This window comes from Pseudomonas antarctica (assembly GCF_900624995.1).
GTDB lineage: Bacteria > Pseudomonadota > Gammaproteobacteria > Pseudomonadales > Pseudomonadaceae > Aquipseudomonas > Aquipseudomonas antarctica.
Map to the genome: position 1 here is coordinate 13,323 of NZ_UYXQ01000035.1, position 21,929 is coordinate 35,251.

Annotated in this window: 7 protein-coding genes and 1 pseudogene; 6 read left to right on the forward strand and 2 right to left on the reverse strand. The window is 59.4% G+C overall.

The annotated features are described in order from the left end of the window. Positions 1-81 precede the first annotated feature (81 nt). Positions 82-13,362, reverse strand: coding sequence for a retention module-containing protein (locus E0F99_RS17585; RefSeq protein WP_130908838.1), 13,281 nt, complete (start codon positions 13,360-13,362; stop codon positions 82-84). A 337-nt stretch (positions 13,363-13,699) separates the two neighbouring features. Between E0F99_RS17585 and E0F99_RS17590 the strand changes: the two genes are divergently transcribed. The 6 genes from E0F99_RS17590 to E0F99_RS17615 all read left to right on the forward strand — a co-directional run bounded on the left by E0F99_RS17590 (position 13,700) and on the right by E0F99_RS17615 (position 21,719). Continuing rightward, a complete protein-coding gene (locus E0F99_RS17590; RefSeq protein WP_083355879.1) occupies positions 13,700-15,058 on the forward strand; it encodes a TolC family outer membrane protein in 1,359 nt (452 codons plus the stop codon). A 40-nt stretch (positions 15,059-15,098) separates the two neighbouring features. Next, positions 15,099-17,255 carry a type I secretion system permease/ATPase gene (locus tag E0F99_RS17595; protein WP_083360334.1) on the forward strand — a complete coding sequence of 719 codons (2,157 nt, stop codon included), beginning with the start codon at positions 15,099-15,101 and terminating at the stop codon, positions 17,253-17,255. Continuing rightward, the gene (locus tag E0F99_RS17600; protein WP_083355878.1) at positions 17,245-18,609 is read left to right on the forward strand and encodes an HlyD family type I secretion periplasmic adaptor subunit; all 1,365 of its coding nucleotides are present in this window, start codon (positions 17,245-17,247) and stop codon (positions 18,607-18,609) included. The genes E0F99_RS17595 and E0F99_RS17600 overlap by 11 nt, the downstream gene beginning before the upstream one ends. Before the next feature lie 212 nt (positions 18,610-18,821). After that, positions 18,822-19,715: a TauD/TfdA dioxygenase family protein gene (locus E0F99_RS17605; protein ID WP_083355877.1), complete on the forward strand. Its 894-nt coding sequence runs from the start codon at positions 18,822-18,824 to the stop codon at positions 19,713-19,715. A gap of 469 nt (positions 19,716-20,184) precedes the next feature. Next, a complete protein-coding gene (locus E0F99_RS17610; RefSeq protein ID WP_173667103.1) occupies positions 20,185-20,733 on the forward strand; it encodes a TonB family protein in 549 nt (182 codons plus the stop codon). Positions 20,734-20,798: 65 nt separating this feature from the next. Beyond that, positions 20,799-21,719, forward strand: coding sequence for a LysR family transcriptional regulator (locus E0F99_RS17615; RefSeq protein WP_083355875.1), 921 nt, complete (start codon positions 20,799-20,801; stop codon positions 21,717-21,719). Between the two features lie 34 nt (positions 21,720-21,753). On the opposite strand, the pseudogene E0F99_RS30465 reads toward E0F99_RS17615, so the two are convergent. After that, positions 21,754-21,929: pseudogene (locus tag E0F99_RS30465) on the reverse strand (IS110 family transposase); the annotation flags it as partial.

Consider the following 21,929-nt stretch of genomic DNA (forward strand, 5'->3'; position numbering starts at 1 on the left):
GCGATGCAACCGCTCGCCAGGGCCAGCAACGTGTCACCGAAGCAAATCGGCCGCCCCTGGGGGCGGCCGATAAACCGAAGCTTAGGCGGTGTGGTCGATCTTGATGGTCGGGTCGGCACCACTGATCAGCGAGTTGATGCTGGTGTGGGACCAATCGTTGCCTTCCAGCTTGATCGTCACATCGGCATTGGCCAGGCCGCCTGTGGTGTTGAGCTTGCCTTCAGTGCTGACTTGCAAGGTTGACACGCCGTCTACCGTGGTGATCTTAAGGTAGTTGTCGATGGTGCTGTCGGTCTCACCTTTCAACAGATCCTTGAGGTCTATCCGGTCACCTTCCGATGCTTTGAAGTCCTTGATCACATCGTTGCCGATGTCACCGGCCTTCCACACGAAGGTGTCGGCACCCGAACCGCCGATCAGGATGTCGTTGCCCTGGCCACCGATCAAGGTGTCGTTGCCGGTGCCGCCCAGCAGGATGTCATTGCCTTTGCCGCCGTCCAGGGTGTCGTTGCCGCCCTGGCCGAACAGGATGTCATCGCCTGCACCGCCCAACAGCGTGTCGTTACCGTCCTTGGCGCCGGAGACATCGAAGTCCGCGTAGTGCTCGGTAACGTACTGGTGCACGTTCGAGGTGGTCACCGCCGAGACGGCCACACCGGTTTTCTGCGCGACGAAGGCCTGCAGTGCGTTGTAACCCTCACCGGTAATCCCGCTGAAGCTGACCAGGTCGCCGAAGATGATGTCGTTGCCGTCGCCACCGTTGATGGTGTCGGCGCCCGGCAGCGTTGCTTCGGTGTGGCCGAGGATCGCGTTGGCCAAGTCCTTCGGATCGATGTTGCTTTGCGGCTTGCCATCGCTGTCGTACGGCTTCAGGTCGTTGAGGGTGACGTCGTTGTTGATGCCGATGGCCTCCACTTGCGACAACCCACCCAGCAGCGCAAAGGCGCTTTTCGAGTTGCTCAGCGTCGACGAATCGGTGCCGCTGCCCAAGCCTGAACGGTCGGACAGCTCGTAGGTACCGTCACCTTGGGCGTGGAGGGTGCCCAGGTTATTAACGACCCAGCGCGAGCCATTCCAGGTTTGCAATTGAGCTGCGCCCGAGGAGTCGATGGTGAAGTAGTGGTTGTTATCCAGGTACTTGCTGAACGTTGTGCCCAGTGTGTAGTTGGTCGTCGTCACCAAGTCATCGAGTTTTGTGTTGTAAATCGTCGGGTTGGTCTGCTCGCCGCTCTGGTAGTAGGTCGGCTTGCCGTCGGTGATGAAGTAGGTCAAGTTGGTCGCGCCGGTGTTGCCGGTGGCCAGGCCGCTCTGGAAGAAGTTGGCCGTGGTCTTGAACACGTCTTCATAGTTGGAACCGCCGCCCGACACCATCGAGTCCAGCACGGCCTTGAGCAACGTCAGGGCGTTTGGATCGTTGAGGTTGATCGCAATCGACTTGTTCACCTGGGTATCAAAGTCTGCCAGGAAGATGTTCACGGTGCCCGACGTGTTGGCGCCCAGGCTGTCTTTCAGCGAATTGAACACTGAGGTCAGCGAAGCCTTCGCCGCGTTGACCGAGGAGGTGCTCATACTGCCGGAACTGTCGACCATGAACGCGATGTTGTAGTTCTTGCCCTGCACCACGTTCAGGCCGCCGATATCGGCCACGACAATGTCGTTGCCGTCGCTGCCGTTGATCGTGTCGCTGCCCGAGGTGCCCGTTATCGAGCTGTAGGTGGCCGGGTAGACCGTGACCGGCAATTGCGCGGTGGTGGTTGCCGAACCGCCGATGCTTTCGGTGGAGGTCGAGGTGACGGTCAGGTTGAACTGGCCGCTGTAGTAGGTCGGCGGCTTGATGGTCAGGGTGTTCAAATCCCAACCAGTGACATTCACTTCGCCAACGGCTTTAGTCGCGGTGAAGGTGTGCCCGGAGGCGTCGGTGAGCACCGAGCCTGCCGGTACGCCACTGATCTTCACGCTCAGGGTTTCCGAGCCGTCGGTATCGGTCAGCGCAGTGGTGACCTTGGACAGCTTCACGGTACCGTTTTCCTGGCCTTCGTTGAGCTTGTAGCCCACGTAGTAACCGTCGCCGTTGCTGCCATGCAGGTCGGACACGGTCACGCCGGCGTTGGTCAGGTCAGTGATGCCGGTATACAGCGGCACGCCGCTGGTGCTCAGGTCTTTGGCCGCGCCACCGTTAACCGACAGGTTAACGTCATAGCTGCCGGGACCGGATTGGTTCGCGTGGTAGATCTCGAGGCTGTAGTAGCCGCTTACGGTCGGGGTGATCGAGCCACTGAACTTGCCGCTGTTGGTGCCCCATTGCGCGCTGGCCACGTCTTTGCCGCCGACGTTGATCACCAGGCTGTCATCGCCGGTACCGCTGAAGGTGTAGGTCTTACCGGCTTCCATATAGATCAGGCCGGAGATCTTCGAACCTGCGCCTGCGGCGACGTTTTCGGTGGACTCGACGTTGGTTACGACGCCGCTGCTGTTCGGCGTGCCGGCCTTATCAATAGCGTTTTTCAGGTCGGTCGCTGACGCGCCGTTACCGTTAGTGCCAATGCCTGCAATGCTGTTCCAGCTTTGCTTGAGCAAGCCGATCGAACTGACGTTGTTGTCGGCCACCGTCAGGGTCGGTGCGTCGGCCACTGGGGTGATATCGACTTTCACCGTGGCGCTGGTGCCAAAGTCCTTGCCATCCGTTGGCTGGAACTTGAACTGCGCGTAATCGGCCTGCTTGTTGCCGATACCGTTGCCGCCATAGCCATCGGCGCCGGACTCGTTGGCGTTCGGCATGAAGCGCAACTGGCCGCCGTCGATCTGGGCTTTGGTGAAGGTTTGGCCGGCGGTCACGTTGGTCCAAGTGGTGCCGTCTGTCGCCAGGTATTGCAGCTTGCCTGCCACCGGCAGGTCGGTGATTTTCACCGCCAGGCTGGCTTGGGGCGAGTCCACGTCGGTCACGCCGAAGTTAGCCCAGGTCAGTGCCAGCGGCGTGTCTTCAGTGCCGGTCACAGCGCTGCCGGTTGCCACTGGCGCATCGTTGACCGCCACTACGTTGACCGTGGTGGTGGCGACGTTGGAGTAGTTGCCGCCGTCGGTCACGGTCACGGTGATGGTCCGTGGCGTGGTACTCGGGTCGTGGCTGCTGTTGGTGAACGTGATGTTCTTGATCTGCTGCATGTAGTCAGCCAGCGATGCCGTGCCGGTCAGGGTCAGAGTGATCTTGCCGGTGGCAGGGTCTGTCACCGAGGCCACGCTGATGCCGGTGACGCTGCTGAAGTTCAGCGCGTCGCCCTGTTGGGTGTTGGTCAGGACCACGGTGGCGCCGGTCAGTTGAGTGCTGTCCGGGTCAGTAATCTTGATGTCGGTGTCAGCAATCGACACGCCGGTGCCGCCTTCGGTAAACGAGGTCTTGTAGTCGGCCCCGGTGGCGCCGCTGGAGTTGTTGGCATCCAGATCGATGACCGGTGGTGCATCGTTGTCGATGATATCGGTGCTGACGCTGCCATTGCCGACCACCAGGTTCTCGAAGTTGCCCCCAGTGGTCTTGTCGATAGTGATAACGATTTTTTCCGTCGGCTCGGTAATTTTGTCGTCGATGGTGCGGATATCAAACGGCACGCTGCTGGAACCGGCCGGGATCTTCACCGTGTACACGCCATTGAAGTCTGAACCGTCGGTGGCGGTGCCGCTGTACTTGAGCGTCACGGTCACGTCGGTTTGCGCCGGGTTGCTCAGCGTCAGGGTGTAGTGCGCCGTGCTGCCTTCCGTCACCGATGCATCGCCGGTGATGCTGATGGTGGTGTTGGTGACCACATCGGTGACCTTGGTGGTCACGGTGCTGCCGTCGACAATCAAGTGCTCGTACTTGTCGCCACCGCTGACCACGCTGGTGATCTTGGTGCTGACATCGTTGGCACCGACATACACGTCGTTAGGCGCGGTGGCGGTGGTGGTGCTGCTGGTCTTGCCGTTGCCGATGGTGATGGTCGAGCCGTTATCCAGCTTCACTACCAGGTCGGAACCGACGTTGGTCACCGCTGCACCGTTCTTGTCGACCAAGGACGCGGTGTAGACGATCTGACCGCCTTCACTCACCGAACCGGTGGCCTTGAGCACCACGGTCACATCATCGATGGTGTCGTTGATGGTGGTGGTCGCGCCGCCTGGAGTGACAGTCACACCCTCGAAGTTACCGCCAGTAGTGCCAGTGATCTTGACGGTCTGAGTGCTCTTGTCGATGAACACGTCATCGCTAGGTGCTGGTACCGTCACCGTACCCACGGTCGCGCCTTGCTTGATGGTGATGCTCGAACCGTTATCGAGTTGGATCACCATGTCGCTGCCGGCCTTGTTGCTCAAGGTGGCGGTGTAGGTGATCTGGCCACCTTCGTTGACCGCCGTTGGGGCAGTCAGCGTGACACTGGTGAGATCGGTGGTTCCCGGGGTGTCCGTGACCGTGGTGTTAACTGGCGTGGTACCTGGCACCAGGTTTTCGAAATGCGCGCCGCCCGTCACGTTGGTGATCGCGGTGGTGACGGTCTGGTCGCCTTTGTAGACGTCGTTCGGCGCTACGACGGTGACGGTACCGCTGGACTGGTTCACGCCGATGGTGATGGTTTTGCCGTTATCCAGGGTGATGGTCAGCGGATTGGTGATGTTGGTCACCGCCGCGCCGTTTTTATCCACAAGGCTGGCGGTGTAGACGATGTTGCCGCCTTCGCCGACGGTGGTGGTGGCAGTCAGAACCACATCAACTTTGTCGATGGTGTCATTGACCGTGGTGGTCGCGCCGTCGCCTGCAACTTCCAACTTCTCGAAGTTACCGCCTGCGGTGTCGGTGATCTTGACGGTCTGGGTGCTCTTGTCGATGAACACGTCATCGCTAGGCGCCGGGACAGTCACGGTGCCGACGGTGTCGCCCGCCTTGATGGTGATGGTCGAGCCGTTGTCGAGTTTCAGCGTTACGTCAGTGCCGGCCTTGTTGCTCAAGGTCGCGGTGTAGGTGATCTGGCCACCTTCGCTAACCTCAGTCGGAGCCGTCAGGGTCACGGTCGTGGTGTTATCGGTGCCTGGTGTGTCAGTCACAGTCGTGGTGACTTTATCGGTACCCGGAACCAGATTTTCGAAATGCTCACCGCCAGTCACGCCTTTGATAGCGGTAGTGACGGTTTGGTCGCCTTTGTACACATCGTCAGGAGCCACAACAGAAACGCTACCGCTGGACTGGTTCACGCCGATGGTGATGGTTTTGCCGTTATCCAGGGTGATGGTCAGCGGATTGGTGATGTTGGTCACCGCCGCGCCGTTTTTATCCACAAGGCTGGCGGTGTAGACGATGTTGCCGCCTTCACCAACAGTGGTGGTGGCAGTCAGTACGACATCGACCTTGTCGATGGTGTCATTGATCGTGGTGGTCGCACCGTCGCCTGCAACTTCCAACTTCTCGAAGTTGCCGCCAGCAGTGTCGGTGATCTTGACGGTCTGGGTGCTCTTATCGATGAACACGTCATCGCTAGGCGCCGGAACGGTCACGGTCCCAACGGTGTCGCCCGCCTTGATGGTAATGGTCGAGCCATTATCCAACTTCAGGGTGACGTCAGTGCCCGCCTTGTTGCTCAAGGTCGCGGTGTAGGTGATCTGGCCACCTTCGCTAACCTCAGTCGGAGCCGTCAGGGTTACGGTCGTGGTGTTATCGGTGCCTGGTGTGTCAGTCACAGTCGTGGTGACTTTATCGGTCCCAGGAACCAAGTTCTCGAAATGCTCGCCGCCAGTTACGCCTTTGATAGCGGTAGTGACGGTTTGATCGCCTTTGTACACATCGTCAGGAGCTACGACCGTGATGGCGCCGCTCGACTGGTTCACGCCGATGGTGATGGTTTGGCCATTGTCCAAGGTGACGGTCAGCGGGTTGGTGATGTTGGTCACTGCCGCGCCGTTTTTATCCACAAGGCTGGCGGTGTAGACGATGTTGCCGCCTTCGCCGACGGTGGTGGTGGCAGTCAGAACCACATCAACTTTGTCGATGGTGTCATTAATCGTGGTAGTCGCGCCGTCGCCTGCAACTTCCAACTTCTCGAAGTTACCGCCTGCGGTGTCGGTGATCTTGACGGTCTGGGTGCTCTTATCGATGAACACGTCATCGCTAGGTGCCGGGACAGTCACAGTGCCGACGGTGTCGCCGGCCTTAATGGTGATGGTCGAGCCGTTGTCGAGTTTCAGCGTTACGTCGGTGCCCGCTTTATTGGAAAGCGTAGCGGTGTAAGTAATCTCACCGCCCTCGTTGACTGCGCTTGGCGCGGTCAGCGTAACGGTGGTGGTGTTATCGGTGCCTGGTGTGTCAGTCACAGTCGTGGTGACTTTATCGGTTCCTGGAACCAGATTTTCAAAGTGCTCACCGCCAGTCACGCCTTTGATAGCGGTAGTGACGGTTTGATCGCCTTTGTACACATCGTCAGGAGCCACAACCGTGATGGTGCCGCTCGACTGATTAACGCCGATGGTGATGGTTTGGCCATTGTCCAAAGTCACGGTCAGCGGGTTGGTGATGTTGGTCACCGGGTTGCCCGACTTGTCGACCAGCGACGCGGTGTAGACGATATTGCCGCCTTCGCCAACAGTGGTAGTCGCGGTCAGTACGACATCAACTTTGTCGATGGTGTCATTGATCGTGGTGGTCGCGCCGTCGCCTGCAACTTCCAACTTCTCGAAGTTACCGCCAGCGGTGTCGGTGATCTTGACGGTCTGGGTGCTCTTATCGATGAACACGTCATCGCTAGGCGCCGGGACAGTCACGGTGCCGACGGTGTCGCCCGCCTTGATGGTAATGGTCGAACCATTATCCAATTTCAGAGTGACGTCAGTACCCGCTTTGTTAGAAAGCGTAGCGGTGTAAGTAATCTGACCACCTTCGCTAACCTCAGTCGGAGCCGTCAGGGTTACGGTCGTGGTGTTATCGGTACCCGGTGTGTCAGTCACAGTCGTGGTGACTTTATCGGTTCCTGGAACCAGATTTTCAAAGTGCTCACCGCCAGTCACGCCTTTGATAGCGGTGGTAACGGTTTGGTCGCCTTTGTACACATCGTCAGGAGCTACGACCGTGATGGTGCCGCTCGACTGGTTCACGCCGATGGTGATGGTTTGGCCATTGTCCAAAGTCACGGTCAGCGGGTTGGTGATGTTGGTCACTGCCGCGCCGTTTTTATCCACAAGGCTGGCGGTGTAGACGATGTTGCCGCCTTCGCCAACAGTGGTAGTCGCGGTCAGTACGACATCAACTTTGTCGATGGTGTCATTGATCGTGGTGGTTGCGCCGTCGCCTGCAACTTCCAACTTCTCGAAGTTGCCGCCAGCAGTGTCGGTGATCTTGACGGTCTGGGTGCTCTTATCGATGAACACGTCATCGCTCGGCGCCGGGACAGTCACGGTGCCGACGGTGTCGCCCGCCTTGATGGTAATGGTCGAACCGTTGTCGAGTTTCAGCGTTACGTCGGTGCCCGCTTTATTGGAAAGCGTAGCGGTGTAAGTAATCTCACCGCCCTCGTTGACTGCGCTTGGCGCGGTCAGCGTAACGGTGGTGGTGTTATCGGTGCCCGGAGTATCCGTGACGGTGGTGTTAACCGGCGTAGTGCCAGGAACCAAGTTCTCAAAGTGCTCGCCGCCAGTTACGCCTTTGATAGCGGTGGTAACGGTTTGGTCGCCTTTGTAGACATCATCAGGAGCTACGACCGTGATGGCGCCGCTCGACTGATTAACGCCGATGGTGATGGTTTGGCCATTGTCCAAGGTGACGGTCAGCGGGTTGGTGATGTTGGTCACCGCTGCGCCGTTTTTATCCACAAGACTGGCGGTGTAGACGATGTTGCCGCCTTCGCCAACGGTGGTGGTGGCAGTCAGTACGACATCGACCTTGTCGATGGTGTCATTGATCGTGGTGGTTGCGCCGTCGCCTGCAACTTCCAACTTCTCGAAGTTACCGCCAGCCGTGTCGGTGATCTTGACGGTCTGAGTGCTCTTATCGATGAACACGTCATCGCTAGGTGCCGGGACAGTCACAGTGCCGACGGTGTCGCCGGCCTTAATGGTGATGGTCGAGCCGTTGTCGAGTTTCAGCGTTACGTCAGTGCCGGCCTTGTTGCTCAAGGTCGCGGTGTAGGTGATCTGACCACCTTCGCTAACCTCAGTCGGAGCCGTCAGGGTCACGGTCGTGGTGTTATCGGTGCCCGGTGTGTCAGTCACAGTCGTGGTGACTTTATCGGTTCCTGGAACCAGATTTTCAAAGTGCTCACCGCCAGTCACGCCTTTGATAGCGGTAGTGACGGTTTGGTCGCCTTTGTACACATCATCAGGAGCCACAACCGTGATGGCGCCGCTCGACTGATTAACGCCGATGGTGATGGTTTGGCCATTGTCCAAGGTGACGGTCAGCGGGTTGGTGATGTTGGTCACCGGGTTACCCGACTTGTCGACCAGCGACGCGGTGTAGACGATGTTGCCGCCTTCACCAACAGTGGTGGTCGCGGTCAGTACGACATCGACCTTGTCGATGGTGTCATTGATCGTGGTGGTCGCACCGTCGCCTGCAACTTCCAACTTCTCGAAGTTACCGCCTGCGGTGTCGGTGATCTTGACGGTCTGGGTGCTCTTGTCGATGAACACGTCATCGCTTGGCGCCGGAACAGTCACAGTGCCGACGGTTTCGCCAGCCTTGATGGTAATGGTCGAACCATTATCCAATTTCAGAGTGACGTCAGTACCCGCTTTGTTAGAAAGCGTAGCGGTGTAAGTAATCTGACCACCTTCGCTAACCTCAGTCGGAGCCGTCAGGGTTACGGTCGTGGTGTTATCGGTGCCTGGTGTGTCAGTCACAGTCGTGGTGACTTTATCGGTACCCGGAACCAGATTTTCGAAATGCTCACCGCCAGTCACGCCTTTGATAGCGGTAGTGACGGTTTGGTCGCCTTTGTAGACATCATCAGGAGCCACAACAGAAACGCTACCGCTGGACTGGTTCACGCCGATGGTGATGGTTTTGCCGTTGTCCAAGGTGACGGTCAGCGGGTTGGTGATGTTAGTCACCGGCGCGCCGTTTTTATCCACAAGGCTGGCGGTGTAGACGATGTTGCCGCCTTCACCAACAGTGGTGGTGGCAGTCAGTACGACATCGACCTTGTCGATGGTGTCATTGATCGTGGTGGTCGCACCGTCGCCTGCAACTTCCAGTTTCTCGAAGTTACCGCCAGCCGTGTCGGTGATCTTGACGGTCTGGGTGCTCTTGTCGATGAACACGTCATCGCTCGGCGCCGGAACAGTCACGGTGCCGACGGTGTCGCCGGCCTTGATGGTAATGGTCGAGCCGTTGTCGAGTTTCAGCGTTACGTCAGTGCCCGCTTTATTGGAAAGCGTAGCGGTGTACGTAATCTGACCACCTTCGCTAACCTCAGTCGGAGCCGTCAGGGTCACGGTCGTGGTGTTATCGGTGCCCGGTGTGTCAGTCACAGTCGTGGTGACTTTATCGGTCCCAGGAACCAAGTTCTCGAAATGCTCACCGCCAGTCACGCCTTTGATAGCGGTAGTGACGGTTTGATCGCCTTTGTACACATCGTCAGGAGCTACGACCGTGATGGTGCCGCTCGACTGGTTCACGCCGATGGTGATGGTTTGGCCATTGTCCAAAGTCACGGTCAGCGGGTTGGTGATGTTGGTCACCGGGTTACCCGGCTTGTCGACCAGCGACGCGGTGTAGACGATGTTGCCGCCTTCGCCAACAGTGGTAGTCGCGGTCAGTACGACATCAACTTTGTCGATGGTGTCATTGATTGTGGTGGTCGCACCGTCGCCTGCAACTTCCAACTTCTCGAAGTTACCGCCAGCGGTGTCGGTGATCTTGACGGTCTGAGTGCTCTTGTCGATGAACACGTCATCGCTCGGCGCCGGAACAGTCACGGTGCCGACGGTATCGCCGGCCTTAATGGTGATGGTCGAACCGTTGTCGAGTTTCAGCGTTACGTCAGTGCCCGCCTTGTTGCTCAAGGTCGCGGTGTAGGTGATTTGACCACCTTCGCTAACCTCGGTCGGAGCCGTCAGGGTTACGGTCGTGGTGTTATCGGTGCCCGGTGTGTCAGTCACAGTCGTGGTGACTTTATCGGTTCCTGGAACCAGATTTTCAAAGTGCTCACCGCCAGTTACGCCTTTGATAGCGGTAGTGACGGTTTGATCGCCTTTGTACACATCGTCAGGAGCCACAACCGTGATGGCGCCGCTCGACTGATTAACGCCGATGGTGATGGTTTGGCCATTGTCCAAAGTCACGGTCAGCGGGTTGGTGATGTTGGTCACCGGGTTACCCGGCTTGTCGACCAGCGACGCGGTGTAGACGATGTTGTCGCCTTCGCCAACAGTGGTAGTCGCGGTCAGTACGACATCAACTTTGTCGATGGTGTCATTGATTGTGGTGGTCGCACCGTCGCCTGCAACTTCCAACTTCTCGAAGTTACCGCCAGCGGTGTCGGTGATCTTGACGGTCTGAGTGCTCTTGTCGATGAACACGTCATCGCTCGGCGCCGGAACAGTCACGGTGCCGACGGTATCGCCGGCCTTAATGGTGATGGTCGAACCGTTGTCGAGTTTCAGCGTTACGTCAGTGCCCGCCTTGTTGCTCAAGGTCGCGGTGTAGGTGATTTGACCACCTTCGCTAACCTCGGTCGGAGCCGTCAGGGTTACGGTCGTGGTGTTATCGGTGCCCGGTGTGTCAGTCACAGTCGTGGTGACTTTATCGGTTCCTGGAACCAGATTTTCAAAGTGCTCACCGCCAGTTACGCCTTTGATAGCGGTAGTGACGGTTTGATCGCCTTTGTACACATCGTCAGGAGCCACAACCGTGATGGCGCCGCTCGACTGATTAACGCCGATGGTGATGGTTTGGCCATTGTCCAAAGTCACGGTCAGCGGGTTGGTGATGTTGGTCACCGCTGCGCCGTTTTTATCCACAAGGCTGGCGGTGTAGACGATGTTGCCGCCTTCACCAACAGTGGTGGTGGCAGTCAGTACGACATCGACCTTGTCGATGGTGTCATTGATCGTGGTGGTCGCACCGTCGCCTGCAACTTCCAACTTCTCGAAGTTGCCGCCAGCAGTGTCGGTGATCTTGACGGTCTGGGTGCTCTTGTCGATGAACACGTCATCGCTCGGCGCCGGAACAGTCACGGTGCCGACGGTGTCGCCGGCCTTAATGGTGATGGTCGAGCCGTTGTCGAGTTTCAGCGTTACGTCAGTGCCCGCTTTATTGGAAAGCGTAGCGGTGTACGTAATCTGACCACCTTCGTTCGCCTCGGTCGGCGCGGTCAGCGTCACGGTTGTGGTGTCGATCGAATCTGTGATGGTGGTAACCGCAGGCGTAGTGCTCGGTACCAAGTTTTCGAAGTTGCCGCCCGTCGCGCCCGTAATGGTGGTGCTGACAGTGCTGCCGTTGACGTAGACATCGTTCGGCGGGGTGTCGACGACTACGGTGCCAACCGACTCACCCGCTTTGATCGTGATCACCGAGCCATTGCTCAAGGTGACAGTCACTGGCGTCTGCGCCGGGTTGCTCAACGTGGCGGTGTAGGTGATCTGGCCGCCTTCGATCACGGTCTCACCGGCCGTCAACGTGACGGTGGTGGTGTCGATCGAATCAACAATGGTGGTGACCGCCGGCGTGGTGCTCGGCACCAGGTTTTCGAAGTTGCCGCCGGTTGCGTCGGTAATCGTGGTGCTGACGGTCGAACCGTTGTTGTAGACGTCGTTAGCCGGGGTATCCACGACTACGGTGCCAACCGACTCACCGGCCTTGATGGTGATCACCGAGCCATTGCTCAAAGTGACAGTCACTGGCGTCTGCGCCGGGTTGGTCAACGTGGCGGTGTAGGTGATCTGGCCACCTTCGGTCACGGTCTCACCGGCCGTCAACGTGACGGAGGTGGTGTCGATCGAATCAACAATGGTGGTGACCGCCGGCGTGGTGCTCGGCACCAGGTTTTCGAAGTTGCCGCCGGTTGCGTCGGTAATCGTGGTGCTGACGGTCGAACCGTTGTTGTAGACGTCGTTAGCCGGGGTATCCACGACTACGGTGCCAACCGATTCGCCGGCCTTGATGGTGATCACTGAGCCATTGCTCAAGGTGACAGTCACCGGCGTCTGCGCCGGGTTGGTCAAGGTGGCGGTGTAAGTAATCTGGCCGCCTTCGGTCACGGTCTGACCAGCAGTCAGCGTGACAGTGGTGGTGTCGATCGAGTCCGTAATCGTAGTAACCGCAGGCGTAGTGCTAGGTACTAGATTTTCAAAGTTGCCGCCGGTTGCACCGGTAATGGTGGTCGTGACGGTCGAACCATTGTTGTAAACGTCGTTAGCCGGGGTATCCACCACCACCGTGCCGACGGACTCGCCGGCCTTGATGGTGATCACCGAGCCATTGCTCAAGGTGACAGTCACCGGCGTCTGAGCGGGGTTGGTCAAGGTGGCGGTGTAGGTGATCTGGCCGCCTTCGGTCACGGTCTCGCCCGCCGTCAGCGTGACGGTGGTGGTGTCGATGGTGTCGGTAATCTGAGTCACGGCCGGGTTAGGGTCGATGGTCAGCACCAGGTTGTTGCCGCCGGTGGTGCCGGTGACGGTGACGCTGATCTGGCTTGGGTCGATGTACGGGCTGTCATTTGGCGCCAGCGGCACATTGACGGTGCCGGTCGTCTGGCCAGCCGTGATAGTGATGACCGCGCCATTGGACAGGGTGATGCTCAGGTCGCTGGACGGCGCCTGGGTCACGGTCGCGGTATAGGTCAGTACGCCGCCGGCTTCGGTGATGGTCGGAGTCGCGCTCAGGGTCAGGGTCGAAGCCTGCAACACCAGGTTGCCTGTTTCGTTGGAGCCTTGGGCGCCCGTGAGTTGGGTTTGCGTCGAGGTGCCTTGGCCAAGCGGGCCGGTCGGGAAGCCGATGGTTGGGTCGACGCGGCCAGCGGTCGCGTCCAGCACCACGAAGCTATGGCCGCCGCCCGCCGCGCCGTTACCGGCAGCAGTTGCGCCTGCGGCAGTGGCTTCCAGGTCGGTGGTCGGGTCGGCGCCGGCGGCGATGGCTTGCTGAAGCTCGGCTACCGAAGGCGCGGCTTGCTCGGTGGCGGCGGCCAGGTCGAGGCTGGAGTCCGGCAGATCGGCGCTCCACTGAGTATCCCGACCCAAGTCCAGCGTGCGGCCATCGGCCAGCTCCAGGCTGACCGCGCCGGACATGCCAGTGTCTATCTGGTCACCCGCGAACAGACGATCGCCTTCAACCAGAACGCGGCGCGCCCCTTCCGGAGAAATAACGAAAACTTGACCAACAATGCTTTTGACGATGGCAACAACACTGCTCATTAAAATTTTCTCCGGTGTTCCGTTCTGATGAAATCCATGTGGCAGCCCAAGTTAGGACGCCAGACAGGAGGGGCATAGTCTATGGTGTTAATGACGTCAAATAATTGGCTAGATTTTTTCGCAATCTAGTTTATGCCAAACTATTGACCTTCTGGTCGCCATCCTAAACAATTGACCCCGTAATGTCACATTGATATTTATGCGGCGAACCGTCCTACATGTGTGAAGCAGTTCCGCTTTTCGAACTTTCCGACGTACGGTCATTACGGTAGCCATTATCCGACTCAGCGAGGCCAATCGCTGTGATTTGAGACAAGAAGTCCTGGGGAATTTTTAAATGCGTCTGCACCTGTTCATGGCAATACCGTTCGCTCTCGCCGCCAGTTTTGTCCAAGCCCAAACATTGCCCCAAGCCATGCAGCAGGCCTTAGATGTGCACCCGGAAATTCAAGCCGGCGTGAACAGTCGTATTGCCGCCGATTACCAATTGCGCGCTGCCCAAGGTGGTTATCTGCCTCGCGTTGACCTGAACGCCGGTTACGGCCGTGAAGGCACCGACAACTCCACAACGCGCGCTGCCAACGGCCCAAACGGCAACCATTGGGACACGCTCAACCGCGGCGAATCCAGCCTGCGCCTGCAGCAAATGATTTTTGACGGCTTCGCCACGTCCAGCGAAGTCGGCCGTCAACAAGCCAACGTCAACTCCCGTGCCTACTCCTTGCTTGGCACGTCCGAGCGCACCGGGTTGACCGTCGCCCAGGTCTACCTGGACGTGCTGACTCGTCGTGAGTTCGTGCGCCTGGCTGAAGAAAACCTGCGCAACCACGAACGCATCTACGACCAGATCAAGTTGCGCACTCAGCGCGGCGTCGGTAACGGTGCCGACCAGGATCAGGCTGAAGCGCGTCTGGCACAGGCCCGCAACAACCTGATTACCGAGCAGACCAACCTTGCCGACTCGCAGGTCAACTATCTCAGCGCCGTCGGCCAGATGCCCGACCAGCTCGAGCGCCCAGCGCCGTTCATGGCGATGCTGCCGGCTGACCTGAATGAAGCGCGTCGCCAGATGCTCGACAACAGCCCGATCCTGCGTTCGGCCGAGTCGGATATCTCCGCCGCCGAAAGCCAGTACGAAGCCGCCAAATCCACCTTCTACCCGCGCTTTGATGCCGAGCTTGGCACCAACGCCGACAACAACGTTTCCGGCGATGCCAGCCACAACAACGGCTGGGAGGCCATGGTGCGCATGCGCTTCAACCTGTTTGCCGGTGGCAGTAACAAGGCTGATCTGCAATCCAAGTCGTACCAGGCAAGCCAGGCACTGGACATCCGCAACAACGCCTTGCGCCAGCTCAACGAAGAACTGGGCCTGGCCTGGAACGCCTTGAACAACGCGAATGCGCAGTTGCCGGTGGCCCAGCAGTACGTGGATCACAGCACCCGTGTGCGTACTTCCTACCAGCAGCAGTTTAGTCTGGGTCAGCGAACCCTGCTGGATTTGCTCGACAGCGAGAACGAATTGTTCACCGCTTCGCGTCGCTTGGAAGAGATCAAGAACATTCAGTTATTTACTCAATATCGAATCAAGGCGACCATGGGCGAATTGCTCAAGAGCCAGGGAGTGGTCGCACCGATGGCCTCCGTCGTGCAGAACGACGTGAAGCCTAAAGTCCAACTGCCTGGGATGAATTGAGCTACACCTATAGCCCAATTGTTAGTCGAGAGTGCAGCGCGTGGAATCCGAAGTCGGTCGAGTTCATCTCAGTCATGATCCACGCACGCTGCACGACGACCCGTTATTAGACGGGTTGTTGGCGCTCTGTGCCCTGCATCAAAAACCGGCCAGCGCGGCCATGCTCACCACGGGCCTGCCGTTGCCCTCGCAGCGCCTGAGTGCTGAACTGCTGCCGCGTGCTGCCGCGCGCGCCGGGCTGCAAGGCCGTGTGCTGCAACGCAAGCTGGAACAGATCCCGACGATTGCACTGCCGGCGCTGCTGTTGCTCAAGAACGGTCGCAGTACCGTGCTGGTGGGCTGGCAAGGCGAAGACGAAGCGCGGATCCTGCTCAGCGAAAGCGACGGCGGTGAAGTGCTGATCAAGCGCGAGATGCTCGCCGATGACTACATCGGCAAAGTGTTCTTTGCCCAGCCGCAGCACAAATTCGACGTCAACCACGGCACCCTGATTCCGCGGGCGCGTTCGTGGTTTCGCGACACCCTCAAGCGTTCGCGCTGGCTCTACACCGACGCCATTGCCGCCAGCTTCCTGATCAACATCATCGCGATGGCCGCGCCGTTGTTCGTGATGAACGTGTACGACCGTGTGGTGCCCAACCAGGCCACGGCGACCTTGTGGGTGCTGGCCGTGGGTATCTGCGGCGCGTACCTGTTTGACCTGATCCTCAAAAGCCTGCGCAGCCTGTGCCTTGACCTGGCCGGTAAAAAGACCGACCTGATCATTTCGGCCACGCTGTTCGAGCGCATTGTCGGCATGTCCATGAAGTACCGTCCGGCACGGGTCGGCAGCTTCGCGCAGAACATCCATGAGTTTCAGAGCCTGCGCGATTTCCTCGCCTCGCTGACCCTCACCAGCCTGATCGACCTGCCGTTTACCCTGCTGATCTTCTTGGTGATCGCCATCCTCGGCGGCCACTTGGTCTGGGTGCCGGTGCTGGCTTTCCCAATTGCCCTGGGCATCGGCTACGCCCTGCAAAAACCGCTGGTGGCGACCATGGAGCGCACCATGGCTCTGGCCGCCGAGCGCCAGTCGAGCCTGATCGAAACCCTCGCCGGGTTGGACGCGGTCAAGGTCAACAACGCCGAGAGCGAGCGTCAGTATGGTTGGGAACAGACCATCGGCACACTCAGCCGGCTTGAGCTGCGCGTGAAGTTGCTGTCGGGCCTGTCGATGAACATGACCCTGCTGATCCAGCAACTGGCCGGCGTGATCATGATCGTGTTCGGCGTGTACCAGATCATCGACGGTAACCTCAGCATGGGCGGCCTGATTGCTTGCTACATGCTCAGTGGCCGCGCGTTGAGCCCACTGGCCTCACTGTCGGGCCTGCTCACCCGCTACCAGCAAGCCAAGGTCACCATGACCTCGGTGGACCAGATGATGGAGCTGCCCCAGGAGCGCAATTTCGAAGAGCGCCCGATGAGCCGTCGCACCCTGCAAGGTGCCATCGAATGCCGTGGTTTGAACTTCACCTACCCGAACCAACAGAACGCCGCGCTGAAAAACATCAACCTGGTGATCAAGCCGGGCGAAAAAATCGGCATCATCGGCCGCAGCGGCTCGGGTAAAAGCTCCCTCGCCAAACTGATTGTCGGCCTATACCAACCTGACTCCGGCGCCTTGCTGGTGGACGGCGTGGACGTGCGCCAGATTGACGTGAGCGAGCTGCGCCACAACATCGGCTACGTCGCCCAAGACATCCAATTGCTGGCCGGCACGTTGCGCGACAACCTGGTTTCCGGTGCACGCTACGTCGAGGACGAAATGGTCCTGCAAGCCGCCGAACTGGCCGGTGTACACGAATTCGCGCGCCTGCACCCGCAAGGCTATGAGCTGCAAGTCGGCGAGCGTGGGCAGAACCTGTCCGGCGGCCAGCGGCAGAACGTCGCCCTGGCTCGCGCACTGCTGCTCAACCCGCCCATTCTGTTGTTGGACGAACCCACCAGCGCCATGGATAACACCGGTGAAGAACGCTTGAAACAACGCCTGCAAGCCGTGGTGCAAAACAAGACCGTGGTGCTGGTCACCCACCGTGCCTCACTGCTCTCTCTGGTGGACCGCTTGCTGGTGGTCGACCGTGGGCAGATCCTCGCGGACGGCCCGAAAGCCGTGGTTATGGAAGCGTTGAAAAAGGGGCAGATCAGTGTTGCTTAACTCCATCAAAAACGCGGTCGGCCGCTACTTCAAAGGCACCGACTCGCTGCAGGGCCAACCCCTGCCAGAGGTCAACAAGGCGCTGATCGAAGATGCACCGCGGGTGATCCGCCTGACCATCTGGGCGATCATCGGGTTCTTCGTATTCCTGGTGGTGTGGGCGGGTTTCTCCAGCATCGACGAAGTGACCCGGGGTGACGGCAAGGCGATTCCTTCGTCCAAGCTGCAAAAAATCCAGAACCTGGAAGGCGGCATCGTCGCCGAGTTGTACGTCAAGGAAGGCCAGATCGTCGAAGCTGGCGCGCCGCTGATACGCCTCGATGACACGCGGTTTGTCTCCAACGCCGGTGAAACCGAAGCCTTGCGCCTGGCCATGCAACTGCGTGTTGAACGCTTGAGTGCGCAGGTGGATGACCGCCCGCTGAACATCCCCGACGATGTGCTCAAGGCCGCGCCAAACCAGGCCGCCAACGAACGCTCCCTGTATGAAAGCCGCCGCCAGCAGTTGAAAGACGAAGTGGGTGGTTTGCAGGAGCAACTGGTGCAGCGCCAGCAGGAACTGCGCGAGTTCAGCTCCAAGCAAGGCCAGTACCGCAGCCAGTTGTCCCTGCAACGCCAGGAGATCAACATGTCCGAGCCGCTGGTGGCTCAGGGCGCGGTATCGCCGGTGGAAGTGCTGCGCCTCAAGCGTGCCGAAATGGAAACCCGTGGCCAACTGGACGCCACCACCCTGGCGATTCCCCGCGCCGAGTCGGCGATCAAGGAAGTGCAGCGCAAGATCGACGAAACCCGTGGCAAATTCCGCAGCGAAGCGCTGACCCAGCTCAACGAAGCCCGCACCGAACTGAACAAGGCCGAATCCACTGGCCGCGCCCTGGAAGACCGCGTCAGTCGCACGCTGGTCACCTCGCCGGTGCGCGGTATCGTCAAGCAGTTGCTGGTCAACACCGTCGGCGGCGTGATCCAGCCGGGCAGCGACATGGTCGAAATCGTGCCGCTTAACGACACCTTGCTAGTGGAAGCCAAGATCCGCCCGCAAGACATCGCCTTTCTGCACCCCGGGCAAGAAGCGATCGTTAAATTTACCGCTTACGACTACACCATCTATGGCGGCCTGAAGGCCAAGCTCGAACGCATCGGCGCTGACACCATCACCGATGAAGACAAGAAAACCACCTACTACATGATCACCCTGCGCACCGACCGCAGCCACTTGGGCACCGATGAGAAGCCACTGCTGATCATCCCCGGCATGGTCGCCTCAGTGGACATCATCACCGGCAAGAAAAGCATCCTGAGCTACCTGCTCAAGCCGATCATCAAGGCCCGGGCCGAGGCGTTGCACGAGCGGTAATCGCTATCGCCTGCCAGGGCCTCATCGCAGGCAAGCCCACCCACCTTTTGATTTGTGAACACATTCAAATGTGGGAGTTGGCTTGCCTGCGATGGCACCATCAGCAACACCGCAGAGCCCAACCCTACTGCATATCGATATTCACTAACGGTATTTAGTCGCCCGTTCTTATATCTATAAAGTCACTCCCCTGTCCGACCGGGAGTGTCCTCATGCCCGCTACCTCTACTGTTCCAGCAGCCACCTCTACCGCTCAAACCTTCGAGGTTCGCCCATTCCCCGGCAGCGTCGGCGCCGAGATCATCGGCCTGGACTTGTCCCGCCCGGTCAACGACGCTGACTTCAGGCGCATCCACCGCGCGCACCTGGACCACCACGTCGTGGTGTTCCGCAACCAGCGCATCACCTGCGAACAACAGATCGCTTTCAGCCGCCGCTTTGGCGTGTTGCAGATTCACGTGCTCAAGCAGTTCCTGCTGGCCAACCACCCAGAAATTCTGATCGTCTCCAACATTATCGAAAACGGCCAATCCATCGGCCTGGGTGACGCGGGCAAGTTCTGGCATTCGGACCTGTCGTACAAGGAACTGCCAAGCCTGGGCTCAATGCTGCACGCCCAGGAACTGCCTTGCGAAGGCGGCGACACGCTGTTCGCCGACATGCACAAAGCCTGGGACCAACTGCCCGAGCACCTGCGCAAAGCCGTGGACGGCCGTCGCGCTGCGCACTCTTACACCGCGCGCTACAGCGAAACCAAATTCGAAGGCAACTGGCGCCCAACCCTGACCCCGGAGCAACTGGCCCAGGTGGCCGAAGTGGTGCATCCGATTGTGCGCACCCACCCGGAAAACGGCCGCAAGGCGCTGTTCGTCAGTGAAGGCTTCACCACCCGCATCGTCGGCCTGCCTACAGATGAAAGCCGCGACCTGCTGGCCCAGCTTTACGCCCACAGCGTGCGGGCGCACAACATTTACCGCCACCAGTGGCAACCTCACGACCTGGTGTTCTGGGACAACCGCTCGCTGATCCACTTGGCCGCCGGTTGCCCGAGCCATCTGCGCCGCAAGTTGTTTCGCACCACCATCCAGGGCGATGCGCCTTTCTAGTCCCAGGCTCTGAGAGTTGAAATGAACACTCCCCTGCAAAGGCCACGCGGCCAGCAACCTGCACACTGCCACGCCGCTGCTGTTCGATGAAGCGCCCGAAGCCGAACGTGAGTTGGGTTTCGCCGATAGCCGCATCGCTTACTAAGGGGCCAACGTATGCGCCAGGAAGTTGAAGTAAACCTCGAGCCGCTGCTCAGTGGCGAGTTGTTGAGTAAGGTGAGCATCTCGCCGCCGAGCTGGTGTTCGACACCTTCGAGCGGCTCACAGTAAAACGCTGGGGCGTGCAGCGCTAAATAGGAATAATTGCCCTGTGGTGCGTATGAACCCGATAATGCCGACTGAATCCGGCGCTTGAGGGCGTCGAAATGGTCTGGTAAAGGGATTTACGAACATGCGATTTCTGGTGTTAGCGGCAGCGTTGGTTTGCTCATTTCAGGTGTGGGCGACCACCAGTCCGGAGGCACTATACATGCCAAAACCGGTGTACCCGGAGGGCATGAGCAACCTTCGCGGCCACGCGCGAATCAGCCTCAACCTGCACAACGACGGCTCGGTCAGCGACGTCAAGGTGCTCAACGCCACCCATCCGGCCTTTGCCGAGGCCGCTATCAACGCCGCCAAATTGTGGCGCTTCAAACCGTGGACGCCCTCTGCCGATATGCCTGCGATCATCGACGCCAACAACGACATGATCTTTGCACCGCAGAACGACATCACCATCCCGTTTCAAAAACCCGTCACCGCCGTGGTATCGCAAACCTGCCGTGCGCTCAACGATGAGGTCGCGCAATGGCGCCACGATCAGCCCAGCCGCCCACTGAGTGCAATGCGCAGTTTCGCGCTGGTTCATGCCTACTTGGTGTTGCCGGTACTGAGCGGCAGCATTGAATACCCCGCCAGCCTGTCGGCCACGGACGATTTCGATAACGTTTTGCCGGAGATCGTGCGCAAGTGCCGCAGCCAACCTAAAGGGCGCTTCATCGATCACCTTCCCGAAACCGTGCGCGTGCGCCTGTAACCCCCGACGCTCCAGCCTGCTACGATTGCACGCAATACACTCCCCACTGGCCACGAGTGCTTGGCATGCAACTACCGGACATGAACCTGTTGGTCGCCCTCGACGCCTTGCTCGACGAGGGCAGCGTGGTCGGTGCCGCGCGGCGGATGAACCTCAGCCCGGCGGCGATGAGCCGCACCCTCACACGGATTCGCGAGGCGGTAGGTGACCCGATCCTGGTGCGCGCCGGTCGCGGTCTTGTGCCGACGCCCAAGGCGTTGCAACTGCAAGGCCAGGTGCGCAATGTGGTGGAGCAGGCGGCGTTGTTGTTTCGCTCGGCGGATCAGGTTGACCTGAGCACCTTGCGCCGACGCTTCAGCGTGCGCGCCAATGACTTCTTTATCGGTGTGTATGGCGGTCGCCTGTTCGACACCATGGAGCGCATGGCGCCGCTGTGCGAGCTGTGCTTCGTGCCCGAAGGCAACACCGATGATGAGGCGCTACGCGAAGGGCGGCTGGACCTGCGAGTGAGCAACACCATGCCCGCCAGCCCCGAAGTGAAGGTGCAGAACCTGTTCTCCACCACCTTTGTCGGCCTGGCGCGGCAAGATCACCCGTTGTTCGACGACGAAATTACCGCCGCACGTTTCGCCAGCTATTCCCACATCAGCATTTCGCGTCGCGGCATCGCCCGTGGGCCGATCGACACCGCGCTGAATGCCCAGGGCCTTGAGCGCCGCGTGGCAATGATTGCCCCTGGCTTCCATGGCGCGATGTTCATGCTGACCGACTCCGACCTGCTGTTGCCGGTGCCCAAAGAAGCCCTCTTGAGCGCCACCCGTCTGAACCTGCCGCTGCGCTCGTTCCCGCTGCCGATTTCCCTGCCGACCCTGGTGCTCGCGCAATCCTGGCACCCACGCTTCGACAAAGACCCAGCGCACAAATGGCTGCGTGAAACCCTGCGCGAGAGCTGCCACGCCACCTGGCTCGAAGCCCAGCCCACCTGAATCTCAGGTGCTCGCGATCAAAATGTGGGAGATTCTATGGTTGAGGGGAAGCCTCCAAAACCGCTTTTGACTGGTATTCGCTCTGATTTTTCATGAGTGAAAACGCAATACGTGCCAGCTTGCGGGCGATGATGACCAGGGCCTGAGTCGTTTTCAGGCCCCTGGCCAGGTAACCTTCATACAGCGGCTTCCAAGCTTTTGACCTGATGC

Excerpts from the sequence above, each read along its gene's own strand:
- E0F99_RS17610 (WP_173667103.1), top strand. The coding sequence starts at position 20,185 with ATGCCAAAACCGGTGTACCCGGAGGGCATGAGCAACCTTCGCGGCCAC.
- E0F99_RS17605 (WP_083355877.1), top strand. The coding sequence starts at position 18,822 with ATGCCCGCTACCTCTACTGTTCCAGCAGCCACCTCTACCGCTCAAACC.
- E0F99_RS17585 (WP_130908838.1), bottom strand. The coding sequence starts at position 13,362 with ATGAGCAGTGTTGTTGCCATCGTCAAAAGCATTGTTGGTCAAGTTTTC.
- E0F99_RS17590 (WP_083355879.1), top strand. The coding sequence starts at position 13,700 with ATGCGTCTGCACCTGTTCATGGCAATACCGTTCGCTCTCGCCGCCAGT.
- E0F99_RS17615 (WP_083355875.1), top strand. The coding sequence starts at position 20,799 with ATGCAACTACCGGACATGAACCTGTTGGTCGCCCTCGACGCCTTGCTC.